General features: G+C 73.7%; 23 protein-coding genes and 3 pseudogenes. 12 read left to right on the plus strand and 14 right to left on the minus strand.

Annotation, left to right across the window (positions count from 1 at the left end):
* Nucleotides 1-4: 4 nt before the first annotated feature.
* The 4 genes and pseudogenes from fmdA to FSW04_RS28625 all read right to left on the minus strand — a co-directional run.
* Nucleotides 5-1,257, minus strand: a pseudogene (gene fmdA / locus FSW04_RS18105) (formamidase).
* 107 nt (nt 1,258-1,364) lie between these two features.
* Nucleotides 1,365-1,994 carry an AmiS/UreI family transporter gene (locus FSW04_RS18110; protein WP_321167662.1) on the minus strand — a complete coding sequence of 210 codons (630 nt, stop codon included), beginning with the start codon at nt 1,992-1,994 and terminating at the stop codon, nt 1,365-1,367.
* 533 nt (nt 1,995-2,527) lie between these two features.
* Nucleotides 2,528-2,791 (minus strand): type 2 periplasmic-binding domain-containing protein, encoded by a 264-nt coding sequence (locus FSW04_RS28620; RefSeq protein WP_407653010.1) that lies wholly within the window; start codon nt 2,789-2,791, stop codon nt 2,528-2,530.
* A 56-nt stretch (nt 2,792-2,847) separates the two neighbouring features.
* Nucleotides 2,848-3,474, minus strand: a pseudogene (locus FSW04_RS28625) (LysR family transcriptional regulator); the annotation flags it as partial.
* Between the two features lie 129 nt (nt 3,475-3,603).
* On the opposite strand from FSW04_RS28625, the gene FSW04_RS18125 reads away from it, so the two are divergent.
* Genes FSW04_RS18125 through fdhF form a run of 3 tightly spaced genes read left to right on the plus strand, consistent with a single transcriptional unit; the run spans nt 3,604 to nt 7,903 of the window.
* The gene (locus tag FSW04_RS18125; protein WP_407652997.1) at nt 3,604-5,175 is read left to right on the plus strand and encodes an NAD(P)H-dependent oxidoreductase subunit E; all 1,572 of its coding nucleotides are present in this window, start codon (nt 3,604-3,606) and stop codon (nt 5,173-5,175) included.
* Nucleotides 5,172-5,816 (plus strand): 2Fe-2S iron-sulfur cluster-binding protein, encoded by a 645-nt coding sequence (locus FSW04_RS27320; protein WP_228430551.1) that lies wholly within the window; start codon nt 5,172-5,174, stop codon nt 5,814-5,816. The genes FSW04_RS18125 and FSW04_RS27320 overlap by 4 nt, the downstream gene beginning before the upstream one ends.
* Nucleotides 5,817-5,818: 2 nt before the next feature.
* Nucleotides 5,819-7,903 (plus strand): formate dehydrogenase subunit alpha, encoded by a 2,085-nt coding sequence (gene fdhF, locus FSW04_RS18130; RefSeq protein ID WP_228430552.1) that lies wholly within the window; start codon nt 5,819-5,821, stop codon nt 7,901-7,903.
* Between the two features lie 72 nt (nt 7,904-7,975).
* Here the strand turns inward: fdhF and FSW04_RS18135 are convergent, their stop codons facing one another.
* Nucleotides 7,976-8,290, minus strand: coding sequence for a hypothetical protein (locus tag FSW04_RS18135; RefSeq protein ID WP_146921670.1), 315 nt, complete (start codon nt 8,288-8,290; stop codon nt 7,976-7,978).
* Between the two features lie 47 nt (nt 8,291-8,337).
* On the opposite strand from FSW04_RS18135, the gene FSW04_RS18140 reads away from it, so the two are divergent.
* Together FSW04_RS18140 and FSW04_RS18145 are read left to right on the plus strand one after the other, a co-directional pair.
* Complete coding sequence (locus tag FSW04_RS18140; RefSeq protein ID WP_146921671.1) at nt 8,338-10,161, plus strand: ABC-F family ATP-binding cassette domain-containing protein; 1,824 nt, start codon at nt 8,338-8,340, stop codon at nt 10,159-10,161.
* A 5-nt stretch (nt 10,162-10,166) separates the two neighbouring features.
* A complete protein-coding gene (locus FSW04_RS18145) occupies nt 10,167-11,342 on the plus strand; it encodes an MFS transporter (RefSeq protein ID WP_146921672.1) in 1,176 nt (391 codons plus the stop codon).
* On the opposite strand, the gene FSW04_RS18150 is transcribed toward FSW04_RS18145, so the two are convergent.
* Together FSW04_RS18150 and FSW04_RS18155 are read right to left on the minus strand one after the other, a co-directional pair.
* Nucleotides 11,320-12,360: an alcohol dehydrogenase catalytic domain-containing protein gene (locus tag FSW04_RS18150; protein WP_146921673.1), complete on the minus strand. Its 1,041-nt coding sequence runs from the start codon at nt 12,358-12,360 to the stop codon at nt 11,320-11,322. The two genes, FSW04_RS18145 and FSW04_RS18150, sit on opposite strands and share 23 nt — an antisense overlap.
* 3 nt (nt 12,361-12,363) lie before the next feature.
* Nucleotides 12,364-13,005, minus strand: coding sequence for a DUF3159 domain-containing protein (locus FSW04_RS18155; RefSeq protein WP_146921674.1), 642 nt, complete (start codon nt 13,003-13,005; stop codon nt 12,364-12,366).
* Nucleotides 13,006-13,083: 78 nt separating this feature from the next.
* On the opposite strand from FSW04_RS18155, the gene FSW04_RS18160 reads away from it, so the two are divergent.
* Nucleotides 13,084-13,743 carry a potassium channel family protein gene (locus tag FSW04_RS18160; protein WP_146921675.1) on the plus strand — a complete coding sequence of 220 codons (660 nt, stop codon included), beginning with the start codon at nt 13,084-13,086 and terminating at the stop codon, nt 13,741-13,743.
* A 3-nt stretch (nt 13,744-13,746) separates the two neighbouring features.
* Here the strand turns inward: FSW04_RS18160 and FSW04_RS18165 are convergent, their stop codons facing one another.
* Complete coding sequence (locus FSW04_RS18165) at nt 13,747-15,150, minus strand: CocE/NonD family hydrolase C-terminal non-catalytic domain-containing protein (RefSeq protein WP_146921676.1); 1,404 nt, start codon at nt 15,148-15,150, stop codon at nt 13,747-13,749.
* An 82-nt stretch (nt 15,151-15,232) separates the two neighbouring features.
* Nucleotides 15,233-16,018 (minus strand): annotated as a pseudogene (locus FSW04_RS28630) (CocE/NonD family hydrolase); the annotation flags it as partial.
* An 82-nt stretch (nt 16,019-16,100) separates the two neighbouring features.
* Between FSW04_RS28630 and FSW04_RS18175 the strand changes: the two are divergent.
* Nucleotides 16,101-17,159: a flippase-like domain-containing protein gene (locus tag FSW04_RS18175; RefSeq protein WP_146921677.1), complete on the plus strand. Its 1,059-nt coding sequence runs from the start codon at nt 16,101-16,103 to the stop codon at nt 17,157-17,159.
* On the opposite strand, the gene FSW04_RS18180 is transcribed toward FSW04_RS18175, so the two are convergent.
* Both FSW04_RS18180 and FSW04_RS26265 read right to left on the minus strand, forming a co-directional pair.
* Nucleotides 17,156-18,124, minus strand: coding sequence for an IS481 family transposase (locus FSW04_RS18180; RefSeq protein ID WP_146915331.1), 969 nt, complete (start codon nt 18,122-18,124; stop codon nt 17,156-17,158). The two genes, FSW04_RS18175 and FSW04_RS18180, sit on opposite strands and share 4 nt — an antisense overlap.
* Before the next feature lie 134 nt (nt 18,125-18,258).
* Nucleotides 18,259-18,435: a hypothetical protein gene (locus tag FSW04_RS26265; protein ID WP_187368898.1), complete on the minus strand. Its 177-nt coding sequence runs from the start codon at nt 18,433-18,435 to the stop codon at nt 18,259-18,261.
* Between the two features lie 78 nt (nt 18,436-18,513).
* On the opposite strand from FSW04_RS26265, the gene FSW04_RS18185 reads away from it, so the two are divergent.
* Together FSW04_RS18185 and FSW04_RS18190 are read left to right on the plus strand one after the other, a co-directional pair.
* Nucleotides 18,514-18,780, plus strand: a complete 267-nt coding sequence (locus FSW04_RS18185; RefSeq protein ID WP_146921678.1) for a hypothetical protein — start codon at nt 18,514-18,516, stop codon at nt 18,778-18,780.
* Complete coding sequence (locus FSW04_RS18190) at nt 18,777-18,998, plus strand: hypothetical protein (protein ID WP_146921679.1); 222 nt, start codon at nt 18,777-18,779, stop codon at nt 18,996-18,998. Before FSW04_RS18185 ends, FSW04_RS18190 begins: the two co-directional genes overlap by 4 nt.
* Here the strand turns inward: FSW04_RS18190 and FSW04_RS18195 are convergent.
* The 3 genes from FSW04_RS18195 to FSW04_RS18205 all read right to left on the minus strand — a co-directional run bounded on the left by FSW04_RS18195 (nt 18,980) and on the right by FSW04_RS18205 (nt 21,140).
* The gene (locus FSW04_RS18195; protein WP_146921680.1) at nt 18,980-19,990 is read right to left on the minus strand and encodes a lysylphosphatidylglycerol synthase domain-containing protein; all 1,011 of its coding nucleotides are present in this window, start codon (nt 19,988-19,990) and stop codon (nt 18,980-18,982) included. The two genes, FSW04_RS18190 and FSW04_RS18195, sit on opposite strands and share 19 nt — an antisense overlap.
* Nucleotides 19,987-20,181: a hypothetical protein gene (locus FSW04_RS18200; protein WP_146921681.1), complete on the minus strand. Its 195-nt coding sequence runs from the start codon at nt 20,179-20,181 to the stop codon at nt 19,987-19,989. Before FSW04_RS18200 ends, FSW04_RS18195 begins: the two co-directional genes overlap by 4 nt.
* Nucleotides 20,182-20,300: 119 nt before the next feature.
* Nucleotides 20,301-21,140, minus strand: a complete 840-nt coding sequence (locus tag FSW04_RS18205) for a transglutaminase-like domain-containing protein (protein ID WP_146921682.1) — start codon at nt 21,138-21,140, stop codon at nt 20,301-20,303.
* Nucleotides 21,141-21,257: 117 nt separating this feature from the next.
* Here FSW04_RS18205 and FSW04_RS18210 point away from each other — a divergent pair, with 117 nt between their 5' ends.
* From FSW04_RS18210 to FSW04_RS18220, 3 genes are read left to right on the plus strand one after another with little or no spacing between them, the layout of a single operon-like run.
* Nucleotides 21,258-21,779 (plus strand): hypothetical protein, encoded by a 522-nt coding sequence (locus FSW04_RS18210; RefSeq protein ID WP_146921683.1) that lies wholly within the window; start codon nt 21,258-21,260, stop codon nt 21,777-21,779.
* 9 nt (nt 21,780-21,788) lie between these two features.
* Nucleotides 21,789-22,649, plus strand: coding sequence for an alpha/beta fold hydrolase (locus tag FSW04_RS18215; protein WP_146921684.1), 861 nt, complete (start codon nt 21,789-21,791; stop codon nt 22,647-22,649).
* A 10-nt stretch (nt 22,650-22,659) separates the two neighbouring features.
* Nucleotides 22,660-23,055 (plus strand): VOC family protein, encoded by a 396-nt coding sequence (locus tag FSW04_RS18220; RefSeq protein ID WP_146921685.1) that lies wholly within the window; start codon nt 22,660-22,662, stop codon nt 23,053-23,055.
* The last annotated feature ends 27 nt before the right edge of the window (nt 23,056-23,082 follow it).

The following is a 23,082-nucleotide window of genomic DNA, read 5'->3' on the forward strand; positions in this document are numbered from 1 at the left end:
ATGTTCAGTTGGCCGACTTGGGCACCTGCATGCCCTGCTTGACCTGATGCGGCTTCCCGCTCGACGGAGCGACGTCGAAGTCGAAGATCCGCCTCGGGATGTAGACCGTCGCACACGAGTTGGGGATGTCCACCACCCCGGAGAACCGCCCTCGATCGGCGCCGAACCCAGGATCATGTACGCCTGGATGTCGGTGTAGCCGAACTTCATGAGGTAGTCGATGGCGTGGTGGCAGGCCCGCTCATAGGACAGCTGCGAGTCGAGGTAGTGCTGCTTTCCGTCGAGGTCGACCGACACGCCGGAGAAGGCGATCCACTCGGAGTACTGCGGATCGCGCAGGCCGGGCATGAAGATCGCGTTCTCCGAGACGCCGAAGGTCTCCATGCCGCCCTTGATGAGATCGACGTGCAGGTCCATGAACCCGCCCATCTCGATCGCGCCGCAGAACGTGATCTCGCCATCGCCCTGGGAGAAGTGCAGGTCGCCGAAGGACAGGTTCGCTCCCTCGACGAAGACCGGGTAGAAGACCCGGGTTCCCGCCGTGAAGTTCTTGATGTCCTGGTTTCCGCCGTTCTCACGCGGCGGGGCGGTCCGGGCGGCCTCGCCGGCGACTCGGTCGAACTCCGCGCCGCTGAGGCTCCCGAGGATGGCGCTGTCCGGAAGCGGCGGCAACGCCAGCGGCGGGACGCGGCCGGGGTCGGTCGCGATCAGATCGGTCTCGCGCTTGGTCCACTTCGCGAGCAGCTCGGCCGACGGTGCGGTGCCCATCAGACCCGGATGGTGGATGCCCACGTAGGAGCATTCGGGAATGTGACGGGAGGTGGCCACGTCGCCGGTGAAGTCCCAGATCACCTTGTAGGCATCGGGGAACCGCTCGGTGAGGAAGCCGCCGCCGTTGGTCTTCGCGAACACGCCCGTGTAGCCCCAGCCCATGCCGGAGAACGGTCCTTCGTCCTCCTGATCGCACGCATCGATCTCGAGGATGTCGACGATGAGCAGGTCGCCGGGCTGCGCGCCCTCGACGCGGAACGGTCCGCTGAGGACGTGGACCCCGGGAAGCGGGGCGTTGCGAACATCGTCGGCGGAGTCATCGTTGTGAATGGCGCCGTCGAACCACTCACGGCAGTCCGCGCGGAAGACGTCGCCCGGCTTGACGCTCACCACCGGGGGAATGTCGGGATGCCACCGATTGTGCCCGACGTGCTTCTGGTCGGTGAACTTCTTGGTGTTGTCCAGCGGGTACAGGTTCTGGGGCATGGCAACTCAATTCCTCTGTCCAGCGGGTTGTCTGTGAAGTGTCGGCTGAGATCTGACGGCGCCGGCCGTCGATCACCGCCTGGTGAGATGGGGCGGCGGGCCGGCGATCATGCGCCGGAGTAGGCCGTGGGAGGCGGCGCGACCGCGTCGACGGCGGCCCACCGTGGCTTCAGCATCACCAAGAAGATGATGAACGTGGCGAGCGAGACGGCTCCGATGACGATGGGAAGGGTCGACGTGATCGCCGACGGGATGTTGAGCAGGATGATCGCGGGAACCAGACCGGTGTAGATCCCCTGCGCGGCACACCATGCCCCGGTGAATCTCGTCAAGCCCGTCTTGCCGAGCCCGAGCACGAACCAGAAGAGGAGCCACAGCACGGCCCAACTGGCCCAGAGGACGCCCAGGAGGTAGCCAACGTCGTGGTCGCCGGGCGACAGGGCGGCGTAATTGGCGAAGTTCCAGTAGGAGTAGACGCAGGCGGCGATGGCCACGAAGAGGCAGAACCAGCCAAGTCCGGTGCCATCCAGGCTGAAGGCGTTGTTCATGGCGACGTACAAGTACGTGAAGCCGAAGAGGAACAACCCCGACGCACCCACGATGACCCCCTGATCTCCGTGTGCCGTGAAGATCAGGTAGAAGGGCGTGACAACCTGCAGGATTCCGACGAACAGGTTCATCGGGATCATCGACGTGCCCCTCACGAGGCCGACCAAGGCCAACCCGTTGACGAACAAGACGGCACCTACGTAGAGCAGCCCGACTGCAGCCACGAGCACACCTCACATCGCTGTCGAAAATGGCGAGGCACCTTGGGGGTCGCCACGTCGTTGCCTCGGAGCGCCACCGGACATGCCGAGGGCGAAAGCACGGGACCCGAGAGGCAGCGGCCCTGCCAGCGATTGGATACGACCGTCAGCGCGGCGTCAACGGTCGCACAGCAGCGCTGTCGGGTTCGTCGCGCCGCGCTCGGAGCTTGAGCGCCGCTGCCTCCCCGTGCCGACAGGCCTCCGGTGCGGGGGTCCTGAGCGACGCGGACGGCACCGCGCGCGTCGAGCCAACGGCCCCGTGGTCGCTTCGAGCGCACCACGTCGCGACCGCTGCGCCGACCGCCGGTGCCCGAAAGGCCGCCATACATGCGCGCTATCGGCGCGCCGGAGCGACCCACCGGGCGGGCGCGCCGGGTGGAGGCGGCGCTGAAGCAGCGCTGTAGGTCGCCGGCGCCAGCGTCCCCCGCCTGATCAGGGCACGATTCCCGCGGGCGAGGACGTCAGCTGGGCATCGTGATCCGTTCGAAGGAGGAGTCGAGCTCGAGCCGCTCGAAGCTCGACATCAGCTCGGCGACCACGGGGGACGGATGGTCTTCGGCCCGCGTCACGAGCCCGATCGTGGGCTCGATGACCGGGGCGACCAGCGCGACGGATCGAACCTCAGGCGGCAGCGGGTGGGCGAGAAGCCAGGTGTCTGCGGTGATGCCGGGCAGCCCGGTGCGGGCATGGGCCATGAGGGTCGACACCGAGTTCGTCTCGACCACCGGCCGCGGGCCTTGCCGGTCGCGGCGGCGAAGGCGGCGTCGACGATCCGGCGGTGCTGCATGTCGGGGGTCAAGAGACAGAGCGGGAGCTCTGCGGCAGCGGCCCAGGTGGTCGTCGCCCCCGCGGTGCTCTCGCCGGCGCAGACGAGGAGGAGGCGCTCATGCCAGAGCTCGAGCGTGTCGACATCGGTCAGCGGATCGTCGTCGAGGTAGGTCAGGCCGGCGTCGAGCTCGCCCGCCCGGAGCCCGGCCGCGATCTCACGTGAGGACATCGACCGGATCTCGATGCGCATGCGCGGGTGCCGGCGACGAAGGCGGGAGGTGACGTGGACGGACGCCGGGAGCGAGGTCGGAATCGCTCCGAGGCGCAGCGTTCCCTCCAGGCCGCCGCGCAGGCGCTGGACCTCCTCGGTGAGCCCTTCGGCGCCGGCCAGCGCACGGCGCGCCCACACGAGCACCCGCTCACCCTCATGGGTGAAGCCCTCGAAGCGCCGGCCGCGTCGCACGAGCATCACGCCGAGCTCGTCCTCCAACCGGCGCAGAGCGGCGGACAATGCCGGTTGCGAGACGTGGCACGCCTGCGATGCACGGCCGAAGTGGCGCTCGCGATCGAGCGCGGCGAGGTACTCGAGTTGGCGCAGGAGCACCCGCCGATCATAGTTGGTGGTTATCGCTGGATCCATCGCGTTGCTTGGCGCGCCGCGACGCGCGTCGTCACCATCAGGTCACGTATGTCTCGCAATCTGGTCGAGCAGATTCGCCGCCGGCACGAGCAGGGGATTCCGAGCGCGCTGGCGCTTCTCAAGGCTGCGATGGACGCTCGTGGCGTGCTCACCGACGACGACCTCCGAGACGTGGCGGAGCGCTCCGGCATGCCCGAGGCGACGGTCTATGGGATCTCGACGTTCTATGAGGACCTGCTCCAGCCACGCGGCAGGCGCCACGTGCGGGTCTGCACCGGCACCGCGTGCTTCGCCGCGACCGGCGACGCCCACGTCGAGGCGCTGCGCGACGGCCTCGGCCTCGCGGTCGGTGAGCGCAGCCCCGACGGCGGCGTATCGCTGGCCGAGACCGTGTGTCTGGGCTTCTGCCACGCGTCGCCCGCCGTTCGCGACGGCGACCTGATCGACGCGGGCGTCGGCGTCGTCGAGCGCGTGCTGGCCGGTGCGACGCGGCAGGCCGAGGAGCCTGCGCCGACGAGTCTGCTCGCCGAGCCGGTGCTCACCGCACCCGGCACCTGGGAGGGCCTGCGGATCGCCCTGAGCGACGCGACGCCGGAATCGCTGCTGGAGGAGGTCAAGGCGGCCGAGCTTCGGGGCCGCGGCGGCGCCGGCTTCCCCGCCGGGACGAAGTGGCAGTTCGCGCGCGCCGCCGCAGGTGAGCAGAAGTACATCGTCGCCAACGGCGATGAGGGCGACCCGGGCTCCTACATCGACAAGGTCCTGATGGAGTCCAACCCGCAGCTGCTGCTCGAAGGCCTGGCGCTCGCCGGCTACGCGGTCGGCGCATCCCATGGGTTCGTCGTGACCCGCAGCGAGTACCCGCGGTCCAAGCCCGCGCTCGAGGCTGCGGCGACGCGGGCCTGCGCCGAGGGGGTGCTCGGCGAGGACATCCTCGGGAGCGGGTTCTCGTTCCACGTGACGATCGTCGAAGGCGCCGGCTCCTACGTCGTCGGCGAGGAGACGGCGCTGCTCGCCTGCCTGCAGGGACTGCGCGGAACCGTCTCGGCGCGGCCGCCGTTTCCGGCCGAACGCGGGCTCTTCGGACGGCCCACCGTCGTCAACAACGTCGAGACGCTGTGCAACGTGCCCTTCATCGCCGAGCACGGCGCCGACGCCTACCGCGCGCTCAGCCCGGGCGCGACGCCGGGCAGCAAGCTGGTCTGCTTCAACGAACGCTTCGTGCGCCCCGGGGTCTACGAGGTGCCGTTCGGCATGACGGTGCGCGACTTGTGCGAGGACGTCGCCGGCGGCCTGCGCGACGGTCGCGAGATCAAGGCGCTGCAGATCGGCGGCCCGCTGGCCGGCATCCTGCCCGCCTCGAGGCTCGACACCAGGTTCGACTTCGCCGAGCTCGCCGCCGAGGGCTGCATGGTCGGCCACGGCAGCATCGTCGCCTTCGACGACACCACGAGCATGCGTGCGCTCGCGCGCCACCTGCTGCACTTCGGTGCCGCGGAGAGCTGTGGCACGTGCTTCCCGTGCCGCATCGGCCTACGTCGGGCGCACGAGATGTTCGCCGACGGCAAGCCGGTCGACCGGGCGCTGCTGGACGAGCTGCTGGAGACCCTGGAGGTCGCGAGCCTCTGCGCCCACGGCAGCGGCATGCCGGCTCCCATCCGCAGCCTCCTGGCGCACTTCCCGCACGAGCTGGGCCTCGCATGATCACCCTGACCGTCGATGGCATCGAGACCACCGTCGGCGTCGGTGCCACGGTGCTCGAGGCGGCGCGCTCGGTGCAGCGCCACGTGCCGACGCTGTGCTTCGATGACCGCCAGGCACCGTTCGGGGCGTGCCGCGTCTGCCTGGTCGCCGTCGAGGGCGCGCCTGGACCGGTCGCCGCCTGCACCACTCCGGTACGAGACGGCATGGTCGTCGACACCCAGGACGAGCGGGCGCGGCGCATCGCCGCCAACGTCGTCGAGCTCGTGCTGTCCGAGCTCCCCCACGCGCCCGCCGAGCACACCGAGCTCGCGACCGTGGCCCGCCACTTCCGCCTCGGCGCGCCGCGCTGGACCGGCGCCGTGCACCCCACCCGTCACGAGGACGACCATCCCTACCTCGCCTTCCGCCACGAGCTGTGCATCTCGTGCGGACGCTGCGTGCGCGCCTGCGACGAGGTCCAGGGAACCTTCGCCCTCACCGCCGCCGGACGCGGCTTCCAGGCCAACGTCGCCGCCGGCCTGGACGAAGGCTTCCGTCTCTCGGCCTGCGTGGCGTGCGGCGCCTGCGCCGACACCTGTCCCACCGACGCGATCGACGAGGTCGTGTTGCTGTCCATGCTCGAACCCGAACCCGAGAACTGACCATGTCCACCGACCGCTTTGACTCCACCGTCACCACGACCTGCGGCTACTGCGGCGTCGGCTGCCGCCTGGAGGCCCATGCCCGCGGTGGCAAGATCGCCTCCATCAGCCCGGCGCTCGACGGCCCCGCCAACAAGGGACACACCTGCCTGAAGGGCCGCTTCGCTCACCAGTTCTCGCGCCATCGCAACCGGCTGACCACACCGCTCATCCGCGAGGGCGGTGCGCTGCGCATCGCCACCTGGGAGGAAGCGCTCGGCCGCATCGTCTCCGAGTTGACCCGCATCAAGGCGCAGCACGGCCCGGACGCGATCGCCGGCCTGGCGTCGTCGCGAGCCACCAACGAGGACTGCTACGCCATGCAGCGGTTCATGCGCGCGGCGATCGGCACGCACAACATCGACAACTGCTCGCGGGTGTGTCACTCCCCCACCTCATTCGGGCTGCGCAAGTCGCTCGGCCTGTCGGGTGCCACCGGCGGCTTCGACGACATCGAGGCCGCGGACGCGGCCATCCTGCTCGGCGCCAACGCCACCGAGAGCCACCCGGTGGCCGGGGCGCGCATCAAGCAGGCCGCCCTCCGCGGCATGCAGCTCGTGACGATCGACCCGCGCCGGATCGAGCTCTCCGGCTACGCCGTCCTGCACCTCAGCCCGCGACCGGGCACCAACGCCGCGGTCATGCTCGGTCTCGCCCACGTCGTCGCGCGCGACGGACTGGTCGATCACGAGTTCCTCGCCGCGCGCACGGAGGGCTACGACGCGGTGCGAGCGCTCATCGCCGACTACACGCCGGCCGACGTGGAGCGCATCAGCGGTGTGCCGGCCGCCGACCTCGAGGCCGCGGCCCACATCTACGGGGAGGCCGGCGAGGCGTCGATCCTCTGGGGGCTCGGGGTCACGGAGCACAAGTACGGCTCAGAGGTCGTCCGGCTCATCTGCAACCTCGCGCTGATGTGCGGCAAGCTGGGTCGCCGCGGCTCCGCCCTACTTCCGATGCGCGGCCAGAACAACGTCCAGGGGTCGTCGGACATGGGGGCCCTGCCCGACACGTTCACGGCCTACCAGTCGGTGCAGGACGAGGAGGTCGCTCGGCGCTTCGAGGAGCGCTGGGGGGTGACGATGAGGCGCGAGAACGGCTACACGATCCCGCAGATGTTCGACGCGGCCGTCGCCGGCGACCTCAGGGCGATGTGGATCTTCGGCGAGGACGTCGCCCAGACCGACCCCGACACCACGCATGTGATCCACGCGCTGCAGTCACTGGAGTTCCTGGTCTGCCAAGAGATCTTCGAGACCGAGACGACGAAGTACGCCGATGTGATCCTGCCCGCCTCGGCCTTCCTCGAGAAGGAGGGCACGTTCACCAACGCCGAACGCCGCATCCAACTCGTCGCCCCCGCCATCACCCCGCCCGGCGGTGCCAAGACCGACTTCGAGATCATCACCACGGTCTCCAGGGCGATGGGTCACGACATGGGCTTCGAGACCCCCGAGGACGCCATGCGTGAAGTCGCGGCGCTGACGCCGCACTGGGCCGGCGTCACCTACGAGCGCATCGGCCGAGGCGGCCTGCAGTGGCCCGTGGCTGCCGACGGCACCGATTCGCCGATCCTCTACCAGGACCACTTCGAGCTGCCCGGCGGCAAGGCGCAGTTCGCCGCGCTGCCCTACAAGCCTCCGGGCAGCGAGGCCAGCGAGCAGTTCCCGCTCGTGCTGGTCACCGGCAGGCGCCTGGAGCACTACAACGCCGGCACGATGACCCGGCGCACCGGCAACCTCGACCTCATGGACCACGACGTCCTCGAGATCCACCCCGACGACGCCGCGCGTCTCTGGATCTCCGACGGCGCTTTGGTGTCGGTCCGCAGCGCGTTCGGTCGCATCGAGTTGGCGGCGCGGGTCACCGACCGGATCGAGGCCGGCCACGTGTTCACCGCCTTCCACTTCCCCGAGGTGCGCACCAACCTGCTCGTGGGCGGGTCGGCGGACATCAACACCTCCTGCCCGGAGTACAAGGTGGTGGCCGTCGACGTCCGCCCCGTGCAGGAGGTGCCCGCACGCACGCCCGCGGTGCCGACCGTGTGACGGCCGGGGGCACGGTGGCCGTCGTCGAACGCGACGGTCGGCACGACGAGGTGGCCGTCGAGGAGCGTGCGCCTAGCCGTCCAGGGGCCCGCGGACGGCCGGGCGCGGGCTGCGCTGAACCACGTGCACCGCGACCCGGGCCGGGCGCGAGGGCGACGCCAGCGACAGGAAGTCGCGCGTCGCCGCGGCGTGGTGGCAGAACGGGCAGGCCAGCGGCGCCGTGGGCGACAGCACGCCCGCTCCGGGGCTGACGGGCGCGTCGCAGGACGGACAGGCCAGCGTGCCCGTCGCCATGCGCCATGAGCGCACCGCGCGATGACGCTCGTGCAGGCCGACCGCCTCCGGGCGGATCGGCTCGGCGCCCTCGATCCCACGTTCCAGGCCCATCCACAGGAGTCTAGGCCGGACATCGCACACCCGGCCTGTCCGGCAGGATGGGTTGCGATGGCGCCCGCCCCCGCAACCTCGTCAACCTCAAGGACGTCGACAAGGGCTACGGGAGCCGCTCGGTGCTGCGCGGCGTCACGCTCGGGGTCTCGGCGGGCGACCGCATCGGCATCGTCGGGCGCAACGGCGACGGCAAGTCGACGCTGCTGCGCCTGATCTCGGGTGCCGAGGCACCCGACGCCGGCGCCGTCACGCGCTCGGGCGACCTGGACCTCGCGCTCCTGCGCCAGGGCGACGAGCTCGACGAGCACCGCACGATCCGCCAGGAGCTCGTCGGCGGCCGCGCCGACCACGAGTGGGCCGGCGACCCGCGCTTCCGCGAGGTCCTCGACGGCCTGCTCGGCGGCGTGGACCTGCGCCGCTTCCCGCAGGGCCTGGACACGCCGATCGCTCCGCTGTCGGGCGGCGAGCGGCGCCGCATCGCGCTGGCCCACCTGCTGCTCGACGGGCCCGAGCTGCTGCTGCTCGACGAGCCGACCAACCACCTCGACATCGAGGGCATCGACTGGCTGGCCCACCACCTGGCGCGGCGGCGCGGGACGATGCTCGTGGTCACCCACGACCGCTGGTTCCTGGACGCCGTGTGCACCGCGACGTGGGAGGTCGCCGACGGCGCCGTGCACCAGTACGAGGGCGGGTACGCCGCCTACGTCCTGGCCCGCGCGGAGCGCGAGCGCCAGGAGGCGGCGCGCGACGACCGCCGCCGCCAGCTCCTGCGCAAGGAGCTGGCCTGGCTGCGCCGCGGCCCGCCGGCCCGCACCGCCAAGCCCAAGTTCCGCATCGAGGCCGCCAACGCGCTCATCGCCGACGAGCCCGAGGTGCGCGACCGCGTCGAGCTGCTGCGCTTCGCCACCGCGCGCCTGGGCGACAAGGTCCTCGACGCCGAGGACGTGTCGGTCGCCTACGGCGGCCGCGAGGTCCTGCACCGCGTCACCTGGCGCCTGGGCCCGGGCGACCGCGTCGCGCTCGTCGGCGTCAACGGCTCGGGCAAGACCACGCTCGTGCGCGTGCTGGCCGGCGAGGTGCAGCCCAGCGCGGGCGAGGTCACCCGCGGCGCGACCGTCCGCCTGGCCCACCTCTCCCAGGACACCGCCGAGGTCCCCGGCCACCTCCGCGTGCTGGAGGCTCTCGAGCAGGTGCGCGGCCGGGCGACGCTCGGCGACGGCCAGGAGATCACCGCGGGCCTGCTCTGCGAGCGCTTCGGCTTCCGCGGCGAGCGCGCCCGCACGCTCGTGCGCGACCTCTCCGGCGGCGAGCGCCGGCGCCTGCAGCTCATGCGCCTGCTCATGGACGAGCCCAACGTCCTGCTGCTCGACGAGCCCACCAACGACCTCGACATCGACACGCTCACCGCGCTGGAGGACCTCCTGGACGGCTGGCCCGGCACGCTCGTGGTCGTCAGCCACGACCGCTGGTTCCTCGAGCGCGTCTGCGACGACGTGCACGCGCTGGACGACGATGGGCGCATCCGCCACCTGCCCGGCGGCGTCGACCAATACGTTCAGCTGCGCCACGAGGCCCACGCGCGCGCCGCGGCCGCCGCCGCCGCGGCCGGCGGGACGCCCGCGGGCTCGGCGCCCGCGCGCCCGGCCGGCGCCGTCCTGCGCACCGCGCGCAAGGAGCTGGCGCGCCTGGAGCGCGAGCTGGAGCGCAGCGCGGAGCGCGAGGCCGCGCTGCACGAGGCGATGGCCGAAGGCGCGACCGACCACGAGCGCCTGCGCGGCCTCACGGCCGAGCTGGCCGAGCTGCACGCCCGGCGCGACGAGCTCGAGACGGCGTGGCTGGAGGCCTCGGCCGTGCTCGAGGCCTGAGGCCGGTGGCCGGGGCTGCGGGCCGCCCCGCGGTCCTGGGCGGCATGGGGCCGTTCCTGCTCGGCGCCGCCGCGATGTTCACGGCGATGTACTCCACGCAGGCGATCCTGCCCCAGCTGGGGCGCGACTTCGGCGTCTCGCCGTCGCAGGCGGGCCTGACGGTATCGGTCGTCATCGGGGCGCTGGCCGCGGGTGCATGGCTGTGGGGTCCGCTGTCGGATCGCATCGGGCGCCGCGCGTCGCTCGTGCTGGCCAGCGCGCTGCTCGTCGTGCCCTCGCTGCTGGTCGCCGTGGCCCCGACGTTCGGGCTCCTGCTCGCCGCCCGCGTCCTGCAGGGCCTGTGCATGCCGGGCCTGCTGACGGTCGGCGTGCCCTACGTCACCGAGGCGTTCACCGCCCGGATCGGCACCCGGGCGATGGGCTACTACGTCTCCTCGCTGGTCGTCGGCGGCTTCGTCGGACGCGTCGGGGTCGCGCTGGCCACGGCGCTCGTGGGCTGGCGGGTCGCGCTGGGCGCCGTGGCCGCCCTCCCCCTGCTGGCCACCGTCGTCATGCGCCGCTCGCTGCCGCCCGAGCCCGACCTGCCCCGCAGCTCGGGCCTGTCGGGCGCGACGCTGCGCCGCCTGCTGGGCAACCGCGCGCTCATCGCGGCGACCGTCGCGGGCAGCGCGTCGTTCGGCTCGTTCCTCGGCGTGTTCTCCTACCTGGACTTCCGCCTGGAGCGCGCGCCGTTCGGGCTGTCGGCCGCGCAGATCGGCCTCGTCTTCGGGCTGTGGATCATGGGCGCCGCGGGCCCGGCGGCGGGCCGGCTGGCCGGGCACGTCGGCTGGCGGGCGGTCGCCGGGGGCGCCCTGGGCCTGGCGGCCACCGGGATCACGATCTCGCTGGTGCCCGTCCTGGCGGTGGTCGTCGCCGGGCTGGCGCTCGTCGCCCTGGGCAACTTCTGCTGCGTGACCGCCGCCCAGCTCGGCGTGGCGGCCTCGACCGACCGCGACCGGGGGATCGCCTCGGCGCTGTACTTCTCGGTGTACTACGTCGCCGGCGCGCTGGGCGGCTACGTCCCGGGCCTGGCCTGGGAGGCCTGGGGCTGGGTGGGCGTGTGGGTGCTCGTGCTCGCCGCGCAGCTGACCGGGATCGCCGTCGTGGGCGCCACGGCGGTCAGGGGCCGTCGATCACCGTGATGCCCGCGGCGGCCTCGGCGGTGCCCATCGCCGCCAGCGCCGCCGGCGCCGCGTCGAGCCCGATGCGCCGGCGCACGAGCCGGCCCGGGGCCACCGCCCCGGAGGCCACGAGCGCCAGGAGCTCGGGGTAGCGGTCCACGGCCATGCCGTGCACGCCGAGCACCTCCAGCTCGCGGGCGATGACCGCCGCCATCGGCACGGGCGGCGCGGCCTCGGCGCCCGTGAGCAGCCCGACCTGCAGATGGCGCCCGCGCTTGCGCAGGCCGAGCACGGAGGCCGCGCACGTGGCGGCGCTGCCCACGGCGTCGATCGACGCGTGCGCGCCGCCGCCGGTGAGCTCGCGCACCCGGTCGGCGACGTCGCCGTCGCGCGCATCGAGCAGGTGGACGGCGCCGAGCCCGCGGGCCAGCTCCAGGGCGCGCGGGTCGACGTCGGCGGCCACGACGCCGGCCCCGAGCGCGGTGGCGAGCATGACGGCCGAGAGCCCGACGCCGCCGCAGCCGTGGACGGCGACCCACTCGCCGGCGGCGACCCGCCCGCGCACCGTGACGGCAGCGTGGGCGGTCATGAACCGGCAGCCCAGCGCCGCCACGTCGGCGAACGCGACGTCGTCGGGCAGCGCGACGACGTTGAGGTCGGCGACGGGGATCGCGACGAGGCGCGCGAACGTGCCCGGCGCGCTGAAGCCGGGCTGGTGGTCGACGTCGCAGAGCTGGGTGTGCCCCTGCCGGCACGGCTCGCAGCGCCCGCAGCCGCAGCAGAACGGCGCGGTCACCCGGTCGCCGGGCGCCACGTCACGGACGCCGGCGCCGACGGCCACGACGACCCCGGCGAACTCGTGGCCCGGGATGTGGGGCAGCCGGATCGCCGGGTCGTGGCCCATCCAGCCGTGCCAGTCGCTGCGGCACAGCCCGGTGGCCCGGACCTCGACGAGCGCCCCGCCGGGCGGCGGCTCGGGGTCGGGCACCTCGCGCACCGACGGCGGCGCGCCGAAGGCGTCCACCACCACCGCGCGCACGGGCTAGGACTCGGCCACGGCCGGCGCCGTGGCCGGGACGCGGCGCACCAGGCGCCACGTCAGCCACAGACCGAGGGCGAACAGCGGCAGGCCCATCGCGGTCTTGGCGACGCCGAGCAGGACGACGGCGCCGGCCAGGTAGAGCGGCAGCTGGACGAGCAGCCGGACCCCGAACAGCGCCGCCCACATCCACGTCGCGCGGGTGAACGCCCGCGCCCGCGGCGGGTCCTCGCGCCAGCCGCGGCCCTCGCCGTCGAGCTGGGCGACGACGACCCCGACGAGCGGGCGGCGCACCGCGATCGAGCCCAGCAGCAGCGCGGCGTAGCCCGCGTTGGCCAGCAGGCCGGGCAGGAAGAAGTTCTCCGCGCGGCCGCTGCGGGCGGCGACGAACGCGGCGATCGCGACGCCGACCAGGCCCGACAGCGCGTGGCGCGGCGACTCGCGCTTGACCAGCCGGACGACGGAGAGCACGAGGGCCAGCGCGACCGCGATGACGGCGGCGACCGTCGTGTCCGAGCCCGTGGCCGCGTAGCCCGCCACGTAGGCCACGCCCGGCAGCGAGGACTCCGCGACGCCCAGCGGCCCTCCGACCGCCAGCGCGAGGTCGGTCGGGGCGGCGCGCCGCGGGGCGGGCTCGGGCTCCATCGCACGATGATGGCGCACCGGACCGCCACGTGGCGACCCCGGGCGGCTGCCGACCGGCCCGCGGACTAGGTTGGCGGTGTGCTCCGGTTGGCTCGCCGCGAACCTTCAGCGGTCCTGCTCGCCGCCCAGCTCGCGGGGGTGCTCCTGTACCCGTTCATGGAGGGTCACGGCGCCGGGCGGGCGCTCTTCAGCGCGTTCGGCATCGCGATCCTGGCGCTCGTCGTGCGCGCGGTCCGCTCCTCGCCGGGCCAGACGTGGTTCGGCGTCCTGCTCGCGCTGCCCGCGACGGTGCTGCTGATCATCGAGGCCGCCGGCGGCAGCGACGCGCTGATCCCGTGGTCCTCGGGGCTGGAGGCCGTTCTGTACCTCTACGCCGCGGGCGGCCTCATCGCCTACATGCTGGCCGACCACGTCATCACCCGCGACGAGTTGTTCGCCGTCGGCGCGACGTTCACGCTCGTGGCCTGGGGCTTCGCCTACGCCTACACGGTCTGCCAGGCCGTCGACCCGCACAGCTTCACCGCCGCCGTCGACCCGTCCTCCCCCCGCAGCTGGATGGAGCTGCTCTTCCTGAGCTTCACGACGCTGTCGAGCACGGGCCTCAGCGACGTCGTCCCGATCCGGCCGTTCGCGCGCAGCCTCGTCATGCTCGAGCAGCTCGCCGGGCTGGCCTACGTCGCCATGGTGGTCTCGCGGCTGGTCGGGCTGCTCGTCCTGCGCCGCGCCGAGGCCGACTGACCGTCAGCCGACCGCCCCGCCCGGACGGTTGGCCGTCGGGGCGTAGACGCGGCAGGGCTCGCCGCGCAGCGACGGGCAGGGCGGCAGCGGCGTCGGGACGGTGACGCCCGCGACGACGGGCAGCACCAGGCGCGAGGGCATCGCGGCCGAGTGCGCGAGGCGCACGGTCGCGCGCCCCCGGGGCACCGTGTCGCCGAACGCCCACACGGGCTGGTCGCCCGAGGGCGCCGAGACCGTCACGCGGATGCGCGAGCCCGCCCGGTACACGTGGCCCTGGACGTACAGCGGCACCGTGACGCGGCTCCAGCGCCCGCTCGGCAGTGCCGCGGCGTCGGCGCGGCGCAGGCTCAGCACGGGCGTCAGCGTCGCGCTGCGCGCCGCGTCGAGCTTGCGCCGGCTCGCCCGCAGCCAGCCGTTCTGCACGAACGTCTCCCCGCCGTCGGGACGCACCTCGGAGATCCCGACCTGGAGGTCGACGTCGGGCACCGACGCCTTGATCCAGGCCTCCAGCGCCCCGCCGCCCACGACCGTCGTGTCGGCCGCCAGCGGGTCGGAGACGTAGGACAGCGACGTGCCCTCGGGGCTGGGCAGCCAGCGGTAGACCGGGGTCGCGGTCCACAGGCCGCCAGGGCCGGCCGACGTGTTGCCGATGAAGCTCGTGGCCGGCCGCGCGCCCTTGTTGTAGGTGTAGGCATCGGCGGCGGCCGTCGCGGGCGGCGCGGCCGTCAGCGTGCCGCCCGCGCCGAGGTACCACGAGCCGGCCCTCGTGCCGGGCAGCGGGTAGCCGGCGAAGGACTGCTCGAACCCGGCGAACGGGGCGCCGGGGACCGCGCCGCCCGCGCCGTTGTCGAACAGGATCCGCACGGGCGGCAGGGCCTCGAACGCGCTCAGCGCCGAGGCGTAGTCCGGCTGGGCCTGGATCGGGTCGTCGGGCAGCTGGACGTCGGGGATGCCCATCGCCGAGGAGAACACCACGGGCGCCAGCGCCCGCGTCGCGACGGGCAGGTTGGGCGCACGCCGCGCCACGTAGAGCTCGAGGAAGTCGAACCAGCGGTTGAACGTCGCGGGGTCCAGCGAGTCGATGTGCGTGCCGTTGGTGAACGTGAACCACGCGCGCCGGGTGCCCGTGAAGTGCTGGGCGAGGTCGGGGCAGTGCCCGCCGGTCTGCTCGTCGGTGAACTGGCAGGCCAGGAACACGGGCGTGCGGATCTTGCTCACGAACGTGATCGGCGCCAGCGGATCGGCGACCTTGGGCCGGTAGTAGCGGTTGGCCCGCGTCTTGGCCAGCAGGTCGATGGCCTGCGCGTGCAGGACCTGGTTGGCCTTGCAGGTCCTGTCGCCCTGGCGGATCCGCTTCAGCGCCCAGGCTTGGCCGCCGGTGGCCGACGCCGGGCGGGCGTCGTGCACGCGGTCCTTGGCCCACGGACAGCGCGAAGCCCGTGTTGAGGATCCCGCCCGGGTACAGCGTCGTCGCCGTGTCGTCGATGACCGACAGGGGCGTGATCGCCGCCAGGCTCGGCGGGTCGGTGGCGGCCACGAAGAGCTGGCTGATGCCGCCGTAGGAGATGCCCATCATGCCGACCTTGTGGTGCAGCACCCACGGCTGGCGTGCGACGGTCTCGATCACGTCGTAGCCGTCGAGGCCCTGCAGCGGCTCGAAGTAGTCGAACGCGCCGCCCGAGCAGCCCGTGCCGCGCATGTTGACGTCGACGACCGCGTAGCCCAGCAGCGTCGCAACCTGCGCGATCGAGCTCTCGCCGCCGTCGGGGTTGGCGTAGCCGTAGCCCGAGTACTCGATCAGCGTGGGGAACGGCCCGGCGCCGCCGGCCGCGGGCAGGTGGACGTCGATGGCCAGCTTCGTGCCGTCGCGCATGGTCAGGTAGCCGTAGCCGTCGGCCGGGACCTTCTGGCGGTACACCGCGGTGCTCAGCGGCGCCGACCGGCGCGAGAGCACCGTGAAGGCGGCCGACCGCCGGGCCGTGGCGCCCGCGCCGCGGCGCACGCGGTAGCCCGCGCCCGGCGCGACGTCGCGGAACACCGCGCCGCCCAGGCGGCCGGCCCGCTGCGCGGCGACCTGGCGGCCGCGGCGGTCCAGGAGTCCCAGCCGCGCGCCCGGCGTCGCGCCCGTGACCTGGACCTGCTCGACGCTGCCGCGCACGGTGAACGTCGCCGCGCCGGCGACGCCGGCGCCCACGGCCAGCGACGCCGCCAGGACGACCACGAGCACACCGAGCGCGCGCCGGAGAGATGGGAACGGTGTGGGCGACGGCGTCATGGCGCCACCCTCTCACGCGGCGCTCCCGCGCGCTGGGGCCTGCGCCTGAAGGCCGCCATGGACGGCCTGTGATCATTGGGGGGTGAGGCCCTCCAGCCCCACCGCCGCGACCGAGCCACCCGAGCGCCCGTCGGAGGGGCTGCCCGGCGAGTTCGACCTGCGGCGGCTGGCCGTGCGCACGGCCGAGGTCGTCGTGGCGCTCGGGGTGTTCGTCGCCATCGCCCTGCTCGCCCCCGGCCTGGGCGAGGTCCGCGACCTGCTGAGCCGCGCGTCGCCCGGATGGCTGGCGCTGACGATCGTCTTCGAGGTCTTCTCGGCCTTGTCCTACGTGTTGATGTTCCGGCCGGCGTTCTGCTCGACGATGCGCTGGCGCTCGGCGCTGGAGATCGGGCTGTCGGAGGTCGGGACGGGATCGATCATCCCCGCGTCGGGCGCGGGCGGCATGGCCCTGGGCGCCTGGGTGCTCACGCGCGCCGGGATGTCGCCGGAGACGATCGCCCGGCGCTCCGTGGCGTTCCTGCTGCTCAAGAGCTCGATCAACTTCGCCGCGGTCGTGCTCGGCGGCGTGCTCGTCTTCGCCGGGGTCCTGGGCCCGGCCCAGCCCACCTGGCTGACGCTGGGTCCCGCCGGCCTGGCCGCGCTGGTCATCGCGCTCGTCACGCTCATCCCGCGCCTGCCGGAGGGCCGGCGCGCCGCCGACCACGAGCCGCGCGCCCGCCGCCTGTGGTCGGCCACGCGTCGCGCGCTCGTGCAGGGCACGGCCGAGGCGGGGGTGCTCCTGCACCGGCGCGACCCCGCCCTGTGGGCCGGCGTGATCGGCTACTGGGCCTGGGACAACCTCGCGCTGTGGGCGGCGTTCCGGGCCGTCGGCGTGGCGCCCGGCGTCAGCGTGATCCTGCTCGGCTACCTCATCGGCCAGCTCGGCGGGCTGCTGCCCATCCCGGGGGGCATCGGCGGCATCGACGGCGGCCTGATCGGCACGCTGATCGTCTACGGGGCCGCGGCGTCGCCGGCGGCCGCCGCGGTGCTCGCCTACCGCATCGTGCTGTTCTGGATCCCGCTGATCCTCGGCGCCGCGGCGTTCATCGCCCTGCGGCGCAGCATGACCCGCCCCGAGGGCCTGGTCATCACCGCGCGCTAGGTGTTCTGCCTCAGGTCGTTCCGAACGCGGGTGATGGGCGGCCGGTTGCCGAGCGAGCTGTGGTTCCGCTCGTTGTTGTAGTGGTGCAGCCAGTGTGGCAGCGCTGCGGCTCTGGCGTCGCTTGAGCGGTAGCGCTGTCCCAGGCCCCATTCGCGTTTGAGGGTCTGCTGGTAGCGCTCGACCTTGCCGTTGTGGCGCGGCGTGCGGGGCGCGATCGTGCGATGCCGGATGCCGTGGCTGTCAAACAGGGCGGCCAGCGCCTTGTTGTGGGTGTAGGTCCAGGCGTTGTCGGTCTGCCAGCGCTCGATGATGATGCCGTGCGCAGCGAAGAACGCGATCGCCCGCTCGGTGAAGCCGATGACGGTGGCGGCCTTCTCGTCGCGGTGCAGCTCGGTGTAGGCCAGGCGGCTGTGGTCGTCGATCGCGCTGTGGGCGAACTCGTAGCCGACACGCTGGCGCTTCTCGGCGCCCGTGCGGTGACGGTTGCCGGTGACGGCATGGCCGGGTGAGGAGAACCGCGCGAAACGCTTGACGTCGTTTTGGATCAACGCCCCAGGGCACGGCCACTCAAAGCGCTGCACCGCCTCTCGGGGCGCCGGCGGCTGGCGCGACATGCCGCGCCGCTTCAGACAGCGCGAGACCGTCGCGTGCGCGATGCCGAGCTCGGAGGCGATCAGGCGCGGCCCCCAGCCCGTCCGCGTCCGCGCCTGGCAGACACGGTCGTGCAGCTCGTCGCTGGACCGCGTCGGCTGGCGATGCGGCGTCGAGGGTCGATCCTGCGCCCACGCGCCCGACGCTCGCTCGGCGTCTGAGGCGTTGCGGTACCGGTCGATCCAGTACTGCACCGTCGACACGCTCACCCGCCGACGGGCCGCTGCCTGGCGTCGAGGAAGTCCCTCGCCAAGACACCAATCAACCAGCTCGACACGCTGCCAGCTGGGCAGCCACCTACGCTTGCACTGCATCCGGGCTGATGACCTCCGAGGCCGTTGGATCCTTGAGAAGACCCACAGCCTCTGTCTCAGCCCGGATGCCTCAACTTCAGCCCTCAGACGTTCGGAACGTCCCGAGGCACGTCACCTAGGCGCGTCGCTGCGGGCTAGACGTGCTGCTCGCGGCGGGCGCGGTCGGCCAGCGCGTCGCGCAGGTCGCCGAGCTGGGCCTGGCGGCGCAGGAGGTCGAGGCGCTGCGGCGAGGTGAGCTTGGACCCCGCGAGCTTGTCCGCGACGCCGTCGAGTTCCTTGAGCACGGTGGACCGGTCGAGAGTGCGTCGCATGACTCAAGGGTAGTGCACCGGCGCGACGCCGCAGCACCCGGACTTGCTTTGCCGCGGCAGAGGACTAGCCTCCCCCCCATGGATGACGAGGCGATTCGCACGCTCGTGAGGCGCCTGTCGCGACCCCACCCCGAGGGCGGCAAGGTGATCGAGCGCGCCGCGGTGCTCGCCGCGGGCACCGATGCCAACGAGGTGCTGGCGTGGATCACGGCCAACGCCGGCGAGCCCGAGGCGCAGGGCGCCGTCAGCGCCGGCCGCGGGCTGCACAGCGCCCGCGTCGACCAGAGCCGGACCGCGGCCAACCGCGCGCCGCTGCGCTACGTCTTCCCGCCCGGCACCCTGTGAGGCAGGTGGTCGGGGTCTCCGCCGACCTCGTGGTCGAGGGCGTGGCGGGCGAGGACGGGGAGCGCTTTGCGGGACGGGTGATCGCCATGGTCTGCGACGAGGTCGCCGACCAGGCGCCGTCGGCCACGGCGACGTGGCTGCTGGTCGCCGACGACCGCCGGCCCGCGCCCCTGTGGGTGGCGATGACCGACGTGCAGGGTCAGCGCCTCGGGCGCTGAGCCGCGACGGCACGCTCGCGACCGGCCGGCACCAGCCGCACCCACAGCCGATCACCCGTCGCCCAGGCCGCGAAGCACAGGCCGCCGACGGTGCCCGTCGCCGTCGCCAGGACGCCCGCCGCGGCCGCGGCGGCCACGCCGTCGTGGCCGAGGATGAGCACGACGGCGCCCGCGCCCACGCTGGGCCCGATCGGCAGCTGGCCGAGCACGACCATCGCGATGAGCACCGCGACGGAGTCCAGCAGCGAGGCCGGCACCCCGACCGCGTTGAGCAGCAGCCAGTTGCGCAGGATCTGCGCGAAGACGGCGACGAGGACGAAGGCCAGCAGGCGGCGGCCGCCGTGCATGCTGCGCAGCACCGCCAGCCCGCGCCACAGCGGCCGCGCGGTGCGGCCCGAGAGATGGCCGAGGCCGGCGGTCAGCGCGCCCATGACCGCGACGAGGATGATCGGCACCCACCACGGCAGCCCGAGCGGGCCGATGAGCGTGAACGACGTCAGCGCCGCCAGCCCGGCCTCCGTGGCCAGGATCGGGACCTCGGCGGCCACGAGCGTCGACACCGACGGGGCCTCGGCCGGGCACGAGCGCCGCAGCGCCGCGATGCGCGCGGCGACGCCGACCTGGGTGTTGAACAGGCTGCCGACGTAGCCCATGCTCGACGCCCGGTAGAGCAGGCGCCGGCGCACGGTCCCGCCGGCGGCCTCGATCGTCGTATGCCATGCCTCGCTGCGGGCCAGCAGCGCGAGGACCTGCAGCGCGGCGGCGACGGCGAGCACGCCGAGCGAGGCCTGCGAGAGCGCCGCGGTGAAGTCGGCTCGGCGGCCCGCGAGCACGACGACCAGCACCGCGGTCGCCAGCAGCGTCCCCGTGATCGTGGTCAGGCGCCGGTGGCGCCCGAGCAGCCCCCGGAGCGCCGCCAGGCGCCGCGCGACCGGCTCGATCGCCCGACGGGCGGGGTGCTCTCGCGCCGCGGACGGCGCGGCACCGTTCATGCGGAGGCGGGGACCCGCGGCGCCTCGGGCGCCGAGACCGGCGCGGCGCGGTCGCCCCAGCGGCGCGGGTCGGCGACCGTGGCGCAGCGCGGGCAGGTGTCCGACTGGCCCGGCATGGGCCCGGCGCAGTGCGCGCACAGGCGCGGGCGGTGGCGGTTGCGTGCGCCCTGGGCGACGGTATGGCTCGTCATGGCTCGTCCTTCGCTGCCCCTCTGGGAGGTCGCATCGAGAGAAGAAGGGAAGAGAGCCCCCGGGCGATGTGCTGCACCCCACAGGATAGGACCGCGGGCAAGCCGCGGCGGCCGCGCGGTCAGCCCGCCGCGCCGGCGCCGGCCGCGGCCGGCTCGGCGATGACCTCGAAGCCCTCCAGGCCCAGCGCGCCGAAGGACGTGATGAGCGCCACGTCGACGGCGTCGCGGCCGCGGCCGACGACGACGCGCCCTGTGCGCGGCGTGTTGTTGCGGGCGTCGAAGGTGTGCCAGCGACCGTCGAGGTGGACCTCGAACCAGGCGGCGAAGTCCATGGCCTCGGGCGGCTCGGGCACGCCGATGTTCGGGATGTAGCCGAAGACGTAGCGGGCCGGGATGTTCAGCGCGCGGCAGAACGCGATGGCCAGGTGGGCGAAGTCGCGGCAGACGCCCTGCCCGGCGCGAAGCGCGTCGGAGGAGGTCGTCCACGGGTTGGACCCGCCGGGCGTGAACTCGAGGTGGCCGTGGACGAAGTCCACGACGGCCTGCACACGCGACCAGCCCGGCGCGAGGTCGCCGAAGCGCTCCCAGGCCTCCGTCCCCAGCTCGTCGGGCAGGCAGAACCGGCTCGGCATGACGTAGCGCAGGTGGTCGTCGGCGACGTACATGATCGGCGTCTCGGCGGCGGCCGGGTCGATCGCGTCGTGCGGTGCGGCGAGCACGACCTCGGCCGAGTAGGCGATGCGCGACCGGCCGGCGGGCACCATGAACCGCTCGCAGCGGTTGCCGTAGCCGTCGAGGTAGGCGTGGTGGGCGTCGGGGCCGTCCCAGCGCTCGCTGCGGACGGCCAGGGCGGGGTCCGCAGCGGGCGCGACCTGCAGCACCGCCGACACCGGCGCCGGCGCGTCGACGTCGAAGACGCAGCCGACGGCGAGGGTGAGCGGGGCGGGCGCGAGGGGCATCGGCCGCCGAGGATGGCACGTCGGCCCCGGCGCACCCTGGGCGCATGGGCGAGGAGCCCGGCGCAGGTCCTGGATCGGCGGTCCAGCCGCGCGGGCCCGCCGGATAGCCTCGCACGCGTGACCGCCCACGACCCCGCCGCCGTGCGCGACGTGCTGCAGGGACTGCAGGACGCCTTCGCCCAGGCGAAGGCGCAGCGGCTGGACGCCGTGCGCCGGCTCGGCCGGCTGCGGCCCTCCGGCGGTGACGACACGGCCCGCCGGGTCCTGGCCGAGGCCGTGCTGCGGCGCGAGGCCGCCGACGGCGGGGACCGTCCGCTGTCGCAGCGGCTGGCGGTCGTCGCGGCCGAGGCCGGTCGTGCCCGGGCCGCCCGGCGCGACCTGTCGGGCGACGCGCCGGCGCTCGCGCTGGCCGACGAGATCGACGCCACGTGGACGGACGCCTTGGCGACCGGCGACCGCCTCGCGGCCGGCCTGCAGGGCCGCGCCGACCCCCCGCTGGCCGCGGCGTTCGGGGCCTACGTGGCCGCGTTGCGCGCCCTGCACGAGCTCGATCCCGGCGCCGGCGCGGCGACCGTGGGCGCCGCCGTCGACGGCTACCACGCGGCGCTGGCGACGCTGGAGCGCGCCGCCGGGCTCTAGGGTCTGACCATGCCTCTCAGCGCAGCGGTGGACGGGTTCCGGCTGGCCTACGACCGTGCGGGGTCCGGGCCACCCGTCGTGCTCCTGCACGGCTGGCCCGGCGACCGCCAGGACCACCGCGAGGTCGTCCCGCTCCTGACCGGCGCCGCCGACGTGGTGGTGCCCGACCTGCGCGGCTTCGGCGAGTCCGACAAGCACCCCGCCGACCCCAAGGAGGCCTACGGCGCGCCGGCCCAGGTGCGCAGCGTGCTCGGCCTCATGGACGAGCTGGGGCTCGAGGACGTCGTGCTCTCGGGCTACGACGTCGGCAGCCGCGTGGCCCAGGCCGTCGCGCGGGCGGCGCCCGGGCGCGTCCGCGCCCTGGTCGTCACGCCGCCGCTGCCCGGCGCCGGCCACCGGGTCCTGCGCCCGGAGTCCCAGCCCGAGTTCTGGTACCAGTCCTTCCACCGGATCGCGCTCTCCGAGGTCCTGCTGGACGGCAATGCCGACGGGGTCCTGGCCTACCTGCGCCACTTCTGGAACCACTGGTCGGCGCCGGGCTGGGAGCCCGACGAGGACGCGCTGCGCCGGCTGGCCGCCCACTACGCGCCGCCCGGCGCGTTCACCGCCTCCATCGGCTGGTACCGCGCCGGCTCGGGCATGGTGGCCACCAGCCTGAGCGAGACCGTCCCCGAGGCCGCCGACCGCATCGCGGTCCCGACGACCGTCCTGTGGCCCGAGCACGACCCGATCTTCCCGCGCGAATGGGCCGACCGCCTCGGCGAGTTCTTCGCCGAGGTGACCGTGCTCGACCTGCCCGGCAGCGGGCACTTCGCGCCGCTGGAGACGCCCGACGGCGTCGCGCGTGCCATCCTCGCCGCCCTGGCGTAGGCTGGCCGCGATGCCCACCGGACCGTCCCTCGTCACCGGCGTCGACTTCGTCTCGGTGCCCAGCCGGGACTTCGACGCGGTCGTCGCGTTCTACGGCGAGACGCTCGGCCTGCCGCGCTCGGCCTATGTCCCCGACCGGGGCTTCGCGGAGTTCGAGACCGGCAACCTGACGCTCAGCGTCATCCACTCCGAGCGGATGGGCCTGGAGTTCCACCGCCAGCCCAACCCCGTCGCCCTGCACGTCGACGACGTCGCGGCGGCGCGCGCGCAGCTCGAGGGACGGGGCGTCGCGTTCCACGGCGACGTCCTGGACACCGGCGTCTGCCACATGGCCTTCTTCTCGGACCCCGACGGCAACGCCCTCATGCTCCACCACCGCTACGCCCCGCGCACGCCGCCGGCGTGAGCCGGGCGCGCGCGAACGACGGCGGTC

Source organism: Baekduia soli (assembly GCF_007970665.1).
GTDB lineage: Bacteria > Actinomycetota > Thermoleophilia > Solirubrobacterales > Solirubrobacteraceae > Baekduia > Baekduia soli.